The organism is Pantoea sp. Ap-870 (assembly GCF_011752515.1).
GTDB lineage: Bacteria > Pseudomonadota > Gammaproteobacteria > Enterobacterales > Enterobacteriaceae > Pantoea > Pantoea dispersa.
In genome coordinates this window covers 125,973-139,178 of sequence record NZ_VWXG01000010.1, presented here as the reverse complement: position 1 = coordinate 139,178, position 13,206 = coordinate 125,973, and the positions used below count along the sequence as shown (strand labels likewise).

At 60.1% G+C, this 13,206-nt stretch carries 10 protein-coding genes; 2 read left to right on the top strand and 8 right to left on the bottom strand.

Annotation, left to right across the window (positions count from 1 at the left end; translation table 11 throughout):
- Nucleotides 1-145: 145 nt before the first annotated feature.
- From F3J41_RS20485 to F3J41_RS20475, 3 genes are read right to left on the bottom strand one after another with little or no spacing between them, the layout of a single operon-like run.
- The gene (locus F3J41_RS20485) at nt 146-1,465 is read right to left on the bottom strand and encodes a cytochrome c (RefSeq protein ID WP_141496171.1); all 1,320 of its coding nucleotides are present in this window, start codon (nt 1,463-1,465) and stop codon (nt 146-148) included.
- Nucleotides 1,466-1,476: 11 nt separating this feature from the next.
- Nucleotides 1,477-3,261, bottom strand: coding sequence for a GMC family oxidoreductase (locus F3J41_RS20480; RefSeq protein ID WP_021507807.1), 1,785 nt, complete (start codon nt 3,259-3,261; stop codon nt 1,477-1,479).
- A gap of 2 nt (nt 3,262-3,263) precedes the next feature.
- Nucleotides 3,264-4,001, bottom strand: coding sequence for a gluconate 2-dehydrogenase subunit 3 family protein (locus F3J41_RS20475; RefSeq protein ID WP_058780874.1), 738 nt, complete (start codon nt 3,999-4,001; stop codon nt 3,264-3,266).
- 294 nt (nt 4,002-4,295) lie between these two features.
- Between F3J41_RS20475 and sbmA the strand changes: the two genes are divergently transcribed.
- Nucleotides 4,296-5,531: a peptide antibiotic transporter SbmA gene (sbmA, locus tag F3J41_RS20470; RefSeq protein WP_021507809.1), complete on the top strand. Its 1,236-nt coding sequence runs from the start codon at nt 4,296-4,298 to the stop codon at nt 5,529-5,531.
- 283 nt (nt 5,532-5,814) lie between these two features.
- Here the strand turns inward: sbmA and F3J41_RS20465 are convergent, their stop codons facing one another.
- The 4 genes from F3J41_RS20465 to F3J41_RS20450 all read right to left on the bottom strand — a co-directional run bounded on the left by F3J41_RS20465 (nt 5,815) and on the right by F3J41_RS20450 (nt 10,531).
- Complete coding sequence (locus F3J41_RS20465) at nt 5,815-7,455, bottom strand: dihydroxyacetone kinase subunit DhaK (protein WP_166712239.1); 1,641 nt, start codon at nt 7,453-7,455, stop codon at nt 5,815-5,817.
- A gap of 121 nt (nt 7,456-7,576) precedes the next feature.
- A complete protein-coding gene (locus F3J41_RS20460) occupies nt 7,577-8,632 on the bottom strand; it encodes a YncE family protein (protein WP_021507812.1) in 1,056 nt (351 codons plus the stop codon).
- A 211-nt stretch (nt 8,633-8,843) separates the two neighbouring features.
- Nucleotides 8,844-9,053 (bottom strand): DUF1471 domain-containing protein, encoded by a 210-nt coding sequence (locus F3J41_RS20455; protein WP_058757538.1) that lies wholly within the window; start codon nt 9,051-9,053, stop codon nt 8,844-8,846.
- Between the two features lie 290 nt (nt 9,054-9,343).
- Nucleotides 9,344-10,531 carry an MFS transporter gene (locus F3J41_RS20450; RefSeq protein WP_058757539.1) on the bottom strand — a complete coding sequence of 396 codons (1,188 nt, stop codon included), beginning with the start codon at nt 10,529-10,531 and terminating at the stop codon, nt 9,344-9,346.
- A 102-nt stretch (nt 10,532-10,633) separates the two neighbouring features.
- Here F3J41_RS20450 and F3J41_RS20445 point away from each other — a divergent pair, with 102 nt between their 5' ends.
- The gene (locus tag F3J41_RS20445) at nt 10,634-11,590 is read left to right on the top strand and encodes an AraC family transcriptional regulator (protein WP_021507815.1); all 957 of its coding nucleotides are present in this window, start codon (nt 10,634-10,636) and stop codon (nt 11,588-11,590) included.
- Nucleotides 11,591-11,593: 3 nt separating this feature from the next.
- On the opposite strand, the gene F3J41_RS20440 is transcribed toward F3J41_RS20445, so the two are convergent.
- Entirely contained in the window at nt 11,594-13,138 is a 1,545-nt protein-coding gene (locus F3J41_RS20440) for a PAS domain-containing methyl-accepting chemotaxis protein (RefSeq protein WP_166712238.1), read from the bottom strand.
- Nucleotides 13,139-13,206: the final 68 nt, after the last annotated feature.

The following is a 13,206-nucleotide window of genomic DNA, read 5'->3' as shown; positions in this document are numbered from 1 at the left end:
GGCAGGGATTTTTAAACGCAGGGGAAGGAATCTCTTACAAGAAACGTCTGAAAGGAAAATCTAAGGTAATGAATTTAAGTGGGATTTTTCGCACTCTTCAGGCCATGAACCGCGTCATGACCTGAAGGAAATGCTTAAGACAGGCTTACTGCTTTTCCAGCACCCGGATATCCGCGCTGCCCTGTTTTGGCTGCACGCTGTCATCCTGGCGCAGTTTCGCCACCTGTTTCGCCGTGACTTTGGTCTGCACGCCGTTGCCCCAGCTGCTGCGGATAAAGTTCACCACATCCGCCACCTGACTGTCGTTCAGACGCCAGCCAAACGCCGGCATGGTGATCGCGGTCGGTGCGCCTTTCACGCCCGGCAGCGTGCCGCCTACCAGTACGATGTGAATCAGCGACGTCGGATCCTCTGCCATCACCACCGGATTACCGCGCAGTGCCGGATAGAAGCGTTGATAGCCGCTGCCGTCGGTTTTATGACACGCCGCACAGCTGTCGACATACACGCCGGCACCCGGCTGGCTGTCGTCACCTTTCCACAGCGCCCGGGCCACTGCGTCATCCTCACGGAACACCGCCTGAGACGGATCTTTCGCGCCGAGCGATTTCAGGTAACGGGCAATCGCGCTGATATCCGCATCGCTGAGATACTGCAGGCTGTGCTGCACTACCTCGGTCATGCCACCAAACGCCGCCGTGTGATCGTTACGGCCATAGCGCAGGAACTGCTGCAGATCCGCTTCGCTCCAGCGCCCCAGGCCATCGCGGTTGTCACCGCGCAGGTTGCTGGCGGTCCAGCCGTCAATCGGCGCGCTGCTGCCGGCAAGGTAATCATTGCCCTGGCCGTTATTCAGCGCCTTCTCCTGCATAGTGAAGCTGCGCGGCGTGTGGCAGGCACCGCAGTGGCCCAGTCCTTCCACCAGATAGCGACCGCGTGCCAGCGCCGGATCTTCCTGCGCGGCCGGCTGGAACGCCTTCACATCTGGCGCAAACAGGCCGCGCCAGATCGCCAGCGGCCAGCGCATCGACAGCGGCCACGGAATGTCGCTCTCTTTGTTAGCCTGCGCCACCGGCGCCACGCCGTGCATGAAGTAGGCATACAGCGCCTTCATGTCGTCATCGCTGACCACCGCATAAGATGGATAGGGCATCGCCGGATAGAGCGTGTCGCCGTTTTTCGCCACGCCGTGACGCACCGCTTTCTGGAAGTCGTCATAGCTGTAGTCACCAATGCCGGTTGCCTTATCCGGCGTGATATTGGTGGAGTAGATGGTGCCAATCGGCGTCGCCATCGCCAGTCCGCCGGCAAACGGTTTACCGCCTGCGGTGCTGTGGCAGGCGACGCAGTCACCGGCGCGCGCCAGGTACTCACCGCGCTGCACCAGCGCATCGGCAGCGGTATCCTCCGCCAGCGCGGCGAACGACAGGGTGCCCAGCAACAGGGCTGTTAAACTTTTGATCATCGCCATGTTCCTTATGCCTGTACCAGCGGGCCGGGGTTCTTCAGATACTGTTCACGAATCGCTTTGGCGGACCAGTAGCTCAGCGCCGCCACCATGCCAGTCGGGTTGTAGCCCAGTCCCTGCGGGAAGGCAGAAGCGCCGGCGACAAACACGTTCGGCACATCCCAGCTCTGGAGATAGCGGTTCACCGCGCTGGTTTTAGGATCTTCACCCATGATGGCGCCGCCGCTCATGTGCGTGGTCTGGTACACGGTGGTATCGAAATGGGCACCCGGCCCTTTCGCGCCGCCAATGATCATCTTCGGATTCATCGCTTCAGTGATTTTGCGCATCTTGCCGATCATGAACTGCGCCATTTTGATGTCGTTGTCCTGCCAGTCAAAGGTCATACGCAGCAGCGGCTGGCCGTAAGCATCTTTGTAGTTGGGATCGAGATCGAGGTAGTTAGCGCGATACGACTGGTGCGCGCCGTGCGCATCCATCGACACGTGATGGTTATAGGTATCCGCCACCGCCGCTTTCCACTGGCTGCCCCAGTTCGGCGTGCCTGTTGGCGTCGGCAGGCCGGAGATCGGCTTGGTGCCCGCCTGGTTGACCCAGAACGGTGAACCGCCGACAAAGCCGTACGGACCATGGTCAAAGTTATCGGCGTTGTAATCATCCACCGCCACGCCGGCGCCACCGGCACCGATGAACGGATTGGTGGTGGTGTTTTTATCAAACAGCGCCTTCAGCGTGGAGATGTTCTGGTAGGCAAAGTTACGGCCGACCACGCCCTCGTTGCTGATAGGGTTGTACGGCTTGCCGATGCCGGACAGCAGCATCAGGTGCACGTTGTGGAACTGGAAGGCGGAGAGGATCACCAGATCCGCCGGCTGCTCCACTTCACGTCCCTGACCGTCCAGATAGGTGACGCCGGTCGCGCGTTTTTTATCGTCGGTCAGGTTGACGCGCAGCACATACGCGTTGTTGCGCAGCTCAAACTTCGGCTCCTGGCGCAGCGCGGGCAGAATGTTAACGTTCGGCGACGCTTTGGAGTACATGTAGCAGGCGTAGCCGCTGCAGTAGCCGCAGAAGTTGCACGGCCCCATCTGCGCGCCGTAGGTATTGGTGTAAGGACCGGAGGTGTTGGCCGACGGCATATCGTAAGGGTGATAGCCCACCGACTCTGCCGCCTGGGCAAACAGCTGAGCCGACCAGGTGCGCTTCTGCGCGGGCAGCGGGAAGTCGCTGGAGCGATCCGGCGCATACGGGTTGCCGCCTTTCTCTTTGCCCACCACTTTGCCCTTGATTGACCAGGCGCTGCCGGAGGTGCCGAACACTTTTTCCGCCTGATCGAAGAACGGTTCCAGCTCGTCATAGCTGACGCCGAAATCCTGAATAGTCATGCCTTCCGGGATAAAGTTTTTGCCGTAACGCTGCTCGTAGTGACTGCGCAGATTCAGCTCGACCGGGTCGACGCGGAAGTGCACGCCCGACCAGTGCAGGCCGGCGCCGCCGGTGCCGGTGCCCGGCAGGAATGCCGCCAGCTGACGATACGGTACGGCGGTTTGTGAGGCATCGTGACGGATAGTTACGGTGCTTTTTGACAGATCCTGGAACAGCTTTTTGCGGATGTTATACGTCAGTTCATCAATCGACTGTGGATAGGATCCATCCGGATAGGTATCGCGATGCGGCCCGCGCTCCAGCGCCACCACATGCAGACCGGCCTCGGTCAGCTCTTTCGCCATGATCGCCCCGGCCCAGCCGAAACCGACGATCGCCACATCCACTTTTTTTAACGCATTTGCCACGGTTACGCCCTCTCGCCGCGAATATCAACTGACGGGAACGGATAACGTTCGCCGCGCTCTACCCAATCCATAAAGTCGGCGCGTGCGCCAGGGAAGCCGATCAGCTTCCAGCCCACCATGCCCTGATTGCCGCCGTGGATCGGATCGCTGAAGTAGCCCTCGCGGGTGTTTTGCAACAGAAAGGCGAAGAAGGTTTTGGCCGGCACCTGCGGGAATTGCGCGCTGCCGTTTTCGAAGGCGCTCAGTAGCGCGTCCTGCTGCGTGGGCGTCAGCTCAGCAAATACCTTGCCGTGCTGCTGTTTGCTCCAGCCATCGGCATCGGCCAGGCCGAGACGGTAGATCTGCTGCGGCACCAGCGGCAGCTGATAGCCGAGCTCTTTTGGCAGATCCGGATTGAACGGTCCCTGCATATACCAGTTGCTGCCGGTGGCATACGGCGTATTCATCTGGCGATCGATAAACTCTGGTACGCCAGCTTCCAGCGCGCCAGGACCACGTTCATCGTTGGGGATCAGGCGCGCCACGGCGGCTTTGATGAAGGCAAACTCTTCGGCGGTAAACCACACCGGTTGATACTCGCGCGCCTGCTGCGGCGCAGCGGCCGACGACGCTGCCGCACCGGCGGCCATTGGCGCGACCAGTGCGCCCATCGCCGTACTGCCTACCGCCATTGCCGGCGCCAGGGTGATGGTTCTCAGCAGGAAATCCCGGCGAGTGTGACCCTTTTTTTCTTCTGACATGACATTGCCTCATTACCGCATATAATGCGGCATGAAAGTTAAGTAGTTGCGTTGTAATGATTTTTATTGGCGTTTTAAGGGATACAGCAAGACTGTTACCGGTAACAGTTGGCGTAGTGTAACACCATCGCCGTTAATAATTTAGTTTCCCGAAACAAATGAGCACAAAAAACTTAACAACTAACTCTGCCGCTTTACATAAATGCGGCGATGCTGTCATCGTCGGATACAACCGACAACAGACAGATAAATGCCGGAAGCGGTATAAAGAGTACACACAACAGCGGAGTGCCTATGTTTAAGTCCTATTTTCCGCGGCCGGCGCTGTTTTTCAGCTCGGCCGCGATTTGGAGCCTGATTGCCATTTTTGCCTGGTTTGGCTTTTTCAATGATTTTCCGGCGCGCTTTCCCGCTTTGCAGGCGGCGATGCAGCAGCCGCTGCCGACCAACGCCAGCCGCTTTATCCACGCCAGCCAGCTGTGGTTTTATGCCTACTACTGGATCATGGGCGGCGCCTTTGCGCTGGTGTGGCGCATCATCGACAACCATCCGTGGCAGCGCTGGTCGGTATGGGGATCGTTACTGATTATCTTTGTCACCTGGTTTGGCGTGCAGGTAGGCGTCGGCGTTAACGCCTGGTATGGTCCGTTTTACGACATGATTCAGCAGGCGCTGACCAAAGCTGGCTCGGTGAGCATCAATCAGTTCTATGTGCAGGTGCTGGCGTTTCTCGGCATTGCGCTGATCGCGGTAGTGATCGGCGTGATGAACTCGTTTTTCGTCAGCCATTGGGTGTTCCGCTGGCGTACCGCGATGAACAACTACTACATGCATAACTGGCAGCGCCTGCGTCTGGTAGAAGGTGCCGCACAGCGTGTGCAGGAAGACACCATGCGCTTCGCCAGTACGCTGCAGGACTGGGGCATCAGCTTTATCCAGGCCATCATGACGCTGGTGGCGTTTCTGCCGGTGCTGGTGACGCTATCGCATCACGTGAAAGAAGTGCCGATCCTCGGCAATATCCCTTATGCGCTGGTGATCGCCGCGCTGCTGTGGTCGCTGTTTGGTACCGCGCTGCTGGCGCTGGTGGGGATTAAACTGCCGGGGCTGGAGTTTCGCAATCAGCGCGTGGAAGCCGCGTACCGTAAAGAGCTGGTGTACGGCGAGGACGATCCGCAGCGCGCCGCGCCGCCTACGGTGCAGGAGCTGTTCAGCCGCGTGCGTCACAACTATTTCCGCCTCTATTTCCACTACCTCTATTTCAACATCACGCGCATTCTCTATCTGCAGGTGGACAATGTGTTCGGGCTGTTCGTGCTGTTCCCCTCGATTGTTGCGGGCACCATCACGCTGGGGCTGCTTAACCAGATCACCAACGTGTTCGACCAGGTGCGCTCCTCCTTCCAGTATCTGATCACCTCGTGGTCCACGCTGATTACGCTGATGTCGATCTACAAACGTCTGCGCAGCTTCGAGCAGATTCTGCAGGATATTCCGCACGACGAGATGCTGCGCGAAGCCTCGGAGTAAGCGGAAAAAGCTCGGCGGCAGGAGCGCGCGCTGTACTTCGACATCGCTCCGGACAGTCCCCTCTCCCGCCTGCGGGAGAGGGTTAGGGTGAGGGCCGGGTGCAGAACCGCGCTGTACTCCGACATCGCTCCGGACAGTCCCCTCTCCCGCCCGCGGGAGAGGGTTAGGGTGAGGACCGGGTGCAGAACCGCGCTGTACTCCGGCATCACTCCGGACAGTCCCCTCTCCCGCCTGCGGGAGAGGGTTAGGGTGAGGGCAAACCCCGCACCCATCCGTCCCATCCTCAGCCCGCCAGCACCGCAAACACCTTCTCGATGGCGTACGCGCCCGGATCTTTCACGCCATCCAGACTCTGCTGATTCAGATAAGCCGAACGACCTGCCTTCGCACTCTGCATTTGCGCCGTCGCGTCGGCGCCCCGTTGCGCAGCGGCTGCCGCCACGGCCAGCGACTCTCCGGCCGCTAACGCCTCCAGTGCCGGCTGCAGCGCGTCCACCAGGGTGCGATGTCCCGGCTGCGCGCCGCCGTAGTGCTTCATCCGTTCCAGCCCGTGCATCAGCGCCTGCGGCAGCGTGCTGCCCTCCTCCAGCTGCTGTCCGGCCGAAGTAAACAGAATCGACATCAGCACGCCGCTCGATCCGCCCATCACCGTCGCCAGCTGTTCGCCTACCAGCGCCAGCAGCGTAGGCAACTCATCCAGCGGTAGCTGCTGTTCACGCAGGCCGCGCTGGATTTTCTTCGCGCCGGCGGCAAAGGTCGAGCCGGTATCGCCATCGCCGACTTTGGCGTCCAGTGCATTCAGCTCGCTCTCCAGATCGATCAGCGTCTGCGTCACGTGCTCAACCACCTGCGCCACTTCAGCGTTATCAGAAGGATCGAAATCCAGCACGCTGCCGATGCGTTCAGCGCGCTGCAGGCTGATGGGCGCAAAGTCGTACATCGGCGTCCAGCCCAGCACCTGCACCGGCGCATGCAGCGCCTCGAAAAACGCCTCTTCCAGCGCCAGCAGCGTCAGCGAAAACCCTTTCATATCCAGCGCGCTGACCAGCGTTGCCGGGCCAATTAAATGGGTGATGCGTGCCGCCAGCGGCGACTGCAGTACCTCGCGCGTGAGCAGCGCCAGCTCCAGCTGGGAAAAGCCGCCGAGATTGTTGATCATCAACAGCGCCTGTTTGCCGTCGGGCAGCGCCTGCGCCAGCTGATCGGTCATGATGCTGGTAATTTTGCGGCTGTTTTGCGTGTCCAGCGTGATTACGCCCGGCTCACCGTGAATGCCCATCCCCAGCTCGCTGTGACCGGCTGCCACACGATCGTCGCGCTTTTCACCCGGAATGTGACAGGTGGCAAACGCCAGGCCGATGGAGAATGTGGCGTCAATCGCCTGCTGCGCCAGCGCTTTAACCTCGTCGAGCGATTGGCCGTGCTCCGCGGCGAAGCCAGCGATTTTGTGCACCAGCACGGTGCCGGCAATGCCGCGTGGCTGCGGGTTATCCGGCAGCGCGATATCGTCCTGCACCATCACCAGCTCCACCTTGTAACCGAGATTTTTCGCCTTCTCCGCTGCGAGGCCAAAATTGAGCCGGTCACCGGTGTAGTTCTTCACAATCAGCAGACAGCCCGCCTCACCGGTGACGTTAACGATGGCGTTCAGCACCGCATCAACGCTCGGCGAGGCGAAGATATCGCCGCACACCGCAGCGGTCAGCATCCCTTTGCCGACAAAGCCCGCGTGCGCCGGTTCATGGCCGGAGCCACCGCCGGAAATCAGTGCGACTTTGCTTTTATCCCAGTCCGAACGCACCACCACGCGAATCTCATCGCCCAGATCGAGACGGGTCAGATTGTGCCACGGTGTGCTGAGTAACACGCCTTCGATCGCTTCGTTCACCAGATCGTTTTTTTCATGCATAAAAAACTGGCTCATTGCACTCTCCCCTTAGGTGTTGTCGTCCTAAAGGTAGCGTAAGCCGGGCGGGAAAGGGGGGATCAAGGCCGGAAATGCAAAGGGCGACACACGTCGCCCCTGAGTTTCGGATAATTACGCCCTACAGCGCGATGCGTAACACGCTGTCCGGGTTTTTTGGCGGTTCCTTGCGTGAGCCCGGCTGCTTGATGCTGACGAACAGCGTGTTGCCATCGGCGGAGAGCGCCAGGCTGTTCGGCAGGCCCGGCGCTTTCACCGTGCGTTTCACTTTATAGCTGCTGGCATCGATGATGCTGATCTCACCGGCTTTACGGTGCGTGACATACAGCTCGTCACGGTCAGCATTGAACAGCACCGCCAGCGATTCCGGTACCTCAATACGCTGAATCACCTGCTGCGTGCGGGTATCCAGCACCAGCACCTGCGGCTGCTTCGCATCGCTGAGGAAAGCGCGGTGGCCTTTGCTATCCAGCGCAATATTCAGGAAAAAGTGCTCTTTATCACCGTCAATTTTCTGGCGCTTTTCAATCGCGTTCAGGCGGGTATTGATGGTGACCAGCTCGCCATCGGCATTGGTGACATACAGTTTCTGCGCGGCGGCATCCAGCGCCAGCCCGGTGCCCATTTTGCCGGTATTCGGGATAGTGCTGATGAGCTGCAGCGTTTTGCCGTCCACCACCCACACCACGCTTTGCGCGCCGAGACCGGTGATGTACACGCGATTGGTTAGCGCATCCGCGACCAGTTCACGCGGCTGCAGCGGACGAACCGTGTCACCGCGCTTGCGGCCATCCAGCACCAGCGTGTTGATCACCTTACCGCTGCTGGCATCCACTGCCGTCAGCGCGCCGTTGACCGTGTTGCCAAAGTACAGCACGTTGGTGTGCTGATTGATGGCGGCACCAAAGGTCTTCAGCTCAGTGCTGATGGTTTGTTTCACCGCCAGATTCTGCGGATCGAGACGGTAAACAGTACCGCCCTGCGGATTGCCGGCGTTTTGCGCCGTGGCGAGGAACAGCGCGTTGTCGCTGTTGCTGAAGGCCAGTTCGTAGGCGCCTTTGGCGATCGGCTGATTGAGCGGCTGCGTTTCCGCCGCCTGCAGTGCACTGCAGGACAGCAGCGCCGTGGCCACCAGTAGCGGACGCAGCGCCCACTGCATTGTTTTATTCGCTTTCATAACTTCTCCATAGCAAAACCACCGCCGTGCGGCAGTGAAATGAAAGCCCGACATTGCAACCAATAGGAAATTCAGCCCGAGGCGAGCCGATAAGGATGTTAGTTTTTGCGAATAATAATCATTTATGCGGAAAAGGGACAGGATTTTATGGCGTTAGCAACGCCGCCAGGGCGCCCGAAGGCACCCTGTCAGCACAGAGGGTAGGGCAAACTTATTGGGTCAGTTCTGCGGTCATGTGAACGCCGTTGTTGAAGTTGGCTTCAGTCACTTTGTAGGAAGCACCAAGTTCCTGGGCTTTAGCAGCGATTTGCGCTTCAGCACCGTCAAGCGTAGAGGCGGTAGCGGTCACGCTTTGCGCGAAGCTGGCAAATGGCAGAACAGAGAGAGCAATAACAGCAGCAAAAGTTTTGATGGTTTTCATGGTCATTTCCTTAAAGATGTTTGATTGAATAAGGCGACATCGCCTTGATGAGAGATATAGTAGGCCGGCAACCGATCAAAAAAAAGCGCAGAGATTTGCCTAAGTCTTTCGAATATTTTGACTATAAAAAGCACGTTTAGCGCAACCTGTGCGCAAAGGGTTAAAAAACCACGATTTGATTAAAAGGCAGGATTTATTGCTGCGATTGGTGAGACCAGCATGGGCGGCAAAAGCGGCACCGCGACACACCCTGAAGCGTGTCGCGGCGCGCCTGATGGCGGTAAACGGATTTAACCGTGATGCCGCACGCGGGTAAAGATGGTGATGGCGGCCAGCAGCATCAGCACGCCGCTGGCAAGGAATACGCCGCCCGCGCCCTGCAGATCGAACATCCAGCCACCGGCTGCCGCACCGGCGGTGATCGCCAGCTGAATAGTTGCCACCAGCAGCCCGCCGCCCGATTCGGCGTCGTCCGGCACCGCGCGCGACAGCCAGGTTGACCAGCCAGTCGGCATTGAACCAAACGCCAGCCCCCACAGCGCGACGCCGCTCGCCACCAGCCAGGAGACGTGGCCAAAGCTCACCAGCAGCACCGCCGTCACGCTCATCACCAGCGCCATGCCGGTCAGCGTCAGCGACACGCTGCGCGTCACCAGCCACGCGGCCAGCGAGGTGCCGAAGAAGTTCGCCACGCCGAACGCCAGCAGCACCAGCGACAGCTGATTCACATTCAGCTGCGCGCTGGTTTCCAGGAACGGGCGCAGATAGGTAAAGAAGGCGAAATGGCCGGTAAACATCATGATCACCGCCAGCATGCCCCAGCGCATCACGCTCTGACGCAGCAGGTCCAGCACGCCGCCGCTGCGCGCTTTGTTCTCCGGCGGCATCGACGGCAGGGTGAAGAACTGCCAGAACAGCGCCAGCACGCCCAAAACACCGGTCAGCAGGAAGATGTTACGCCAGCCAATCAACCCGCCAAGATAGCTGCCCAGCGGCGCGGCAATGATGGTGGCCAGCGAAATACCGCTGAACACAATCGACAGCGCGCGCGGCACCTGATCGGCGGGCACCAGCCGCATGGTAATGGCGGTCGACAGTGTCCAGAAGCCGCCAATCGCCATGCCGAGCAGCACGCGCGCCAGTAAAATCATCGGCAGATTTTCGGCAAACGCCACCAGCAGCGCCGAGGCGATGAGCAGCAACGTGAACGCCAGCATCACCAGGCGGCGGTCGAGGCGGCGCGTGACGTTACCGATCACCAGGCTGGTCAGCAGCGCCACCAGCGCGGTAACCGTGACCGTCTGACCCGCCTGCCCTTCGCTGACGCGTAGCGAGTCGGCAATTGGTGTCAGCAAGCTCACCGGCAGAAATTCTGCGGTGATCAGGCCGAAGACGCCAAACGCCATGGCGAACACCGCGCCCCATGCGGGTTTCTCTACCGCAATGCTTGTTTCCACTACTTCAGTATCCAGACTCATCTGCGATCCCCATCACAAAATATCAGGCTGTAAGCATAGAGAGACGACGCAAGACGATCTATGATACAGAAACTTTGTTTTTTGATAATTCGTCTGGATTGTATGAGCCGCTATGAAGATTTGACCAGCGAACTGCTGATGGGCATGCGCCTGTACGGCGTCAAATATCAGCGCATCGCGCTGCATGCGCCGTTTGGCCTGCAATATGATGACGCGCCGGGCAAGGCACAGCTGCACTTTGTTGGCCGCGGCTCGCTGCTGATTCGCTCCGCTTCCGGCACCGTCTATCCGCTGCAGGCGGGCGATGCGCTGCTGATTCCGCACGGTAAGCCGCACGCGCTGATCTCCGGCGAAGATGCGGTGTGCGTGCCGATCGCCACGTTTAACAGCAAACCCATCTGCGACAGCGTGTGCGCGATTAACGATGCGCCGGACGCGGATGCCTGCCCGGATGACAGCGATGTGATTTTATTCAGCGCCTGCATGGCGTTTGAGCTGGGCGGCATGCAGCCGCTGGTGCACACCATGCCGGATGTGATGCTGGTCAGCACACTGCTGGCGCAATACCCGGAAATCCAGCCGATTCTGGATGCCATGGAGCGTGAAACGCGTCAGCGCAAAGCGGGCTTTGCCGGCATTTTGTCGAGGCTGGCCGATGTGGTGGCGGCGCAAATTGTGCGGGGCTGGGTGGAGAATGGCTGTGGTCAGGGCAGCGGGCTGGTGCAGGCCCTGCGCGATCCGCGCCTCAGCCTGGCGATGGCGGCCATGCACCGCGCGCCCGGCGAAAACTGGACGGTGGAGCGGCTGGCGCGCGAATCCGGCAGTTCACGCTCGGTGTTTGCCGCGCGCTTTCAAAACGCCACCGGCATGACGCCGCTGCGCTACCTTACCGAACTGCGCATGCGTCTGGCGGTGGAGCGTATTGTTAACGATGGCGAAGCGGTGGAGAGCGTGGCGTTCCACCTCGGTTACGGTTCACTGGCCGCCTTCAGTCGCGCCTTCAAACGCATTGTCGGCACACCGCCCGGCGCGCTGCGCGCCGGACGTGAAGCGTCGTGAAACTTAGCGAAACACGCTGATCGCTTCAACCAGCCGGTTGGCCTGATGCGCCATTCGGCCGGAGGCTTCTGCACCTTCCGCCACGCGCGCCGCGTTCTGATGGGTGATGTCGTCGAGATCCTCCACCGCGCTACTGACTTCGCTCAGCGCGATGGATTGTTCGGCCGTCGCCGCGCTGATTTGCGCGATCAGGGCGGTGACATTCTGCACCTGATCGACAATCGCCTGCATCGTATGGCCGGCCGCATCGGCGTGATCGCTGCCCGACTGCACGCGGCCGGCGCTGGTTTCCACCAGGTTTTTGATCTCGCTGGCGGCTTTGGCGCTGCGCTGTGCCAGACTGCGCACCTCGCCCGCTACCACCGCAAAGCCTTTACCCTGCTCACCGGCACGTGCCGCTTCCACCGCCGCGTTCAGCGCCAGAATATTGGTCTGGAAAGCGATGCCGTCGATCACGCTGGTGATGTTGGCGATACGCTTCGAGCTGTCGGCAATTTCCGCCATCATGCCGACCATCTCCTGCATCACTTCACCGCCTTTGATCGCCGCTGCGCTGGTGCTGGCCGACAGCGTATTCACTTCGCTGGCGGTTTCTGTATTGCTTTTGACCGTGGCGGTCATTTCGTTCATGGTCGCCGCCGTTTGCTGCACGTTCGCCGCCGCCTGCTCGGTGCGACGGCTCAGTTCATCATTGCTGCGCGCGATGGCGTCGCTGGCGCTCAGGACGTTGATCGCCTGGCCGCTGACGTCATCCACCAGCCAGCGGAACATCAGGCCCAGCTGGCCGATAGCGCGCTGCGTCATGCCGATCTCATCCACCCGATCTATGTGCTCGACTTTGTGGCTGGCGCCGGTGGCCACGCTCAGCGCCTGACGGCACATGCGCTCCATCGGGCGCGAGATCTGCTGCTCCAGCCACAGGCTGGCCAGCAGCAGCAGCCCGGCCATGCCGCCGCTGAAGCAGCCAATCGCCAGCGGTGCCATGCCCAGCAGCCAGACGCCCAGTATCGACAACGGCAGCAGCGCGATCAGCGTGCTGCGGATGCGCCAGCGCAGCGGCAACGTTTTCAGCACTGAAGTCAGTCGCCGCCAGCCGCTGCCAACAATCAGCCCTTTATGGAAGCGACGCCCTTTGGCACGCCCTTCACGAAAATCACGGTACAGCGTCTCGCACTGACGGACCTCCTCCGCCGACGGTTTGGTGCGTACCGACATATAGCCCTGCAGCTTGCCCTCGCGCACCACCGGAATGGCATTGGCGCGCACCCAGTAGTGATCGCCATTCTTGCGCCGGTTCTTGACCAGCGCGGTCCAGGGTTCGCCCTGCTTCAGCGTGCTCCACATATCGGCGAACGCTTCCGGCGGCATATCCGGATGACGCACCATGTTGTGTGGCTGGCCGTTGACCTCTTCCGGGGTGAATCCGCTGACCTCAATAAAGGCGTCGTTGGCGTAGGTGATGTGGCTGTTGAGATCGGTGGTCGACATCAGCGTGGCGCGATCGTCGAAGACGAATTCACGCTGGGTGATGGGCTGGTTATTACGCATGTGTGAGTCCTTGCAAAACGCAGGCTGAAGAGAAATCGATAATACTTTTTTACCTTTTCGGCAGCACA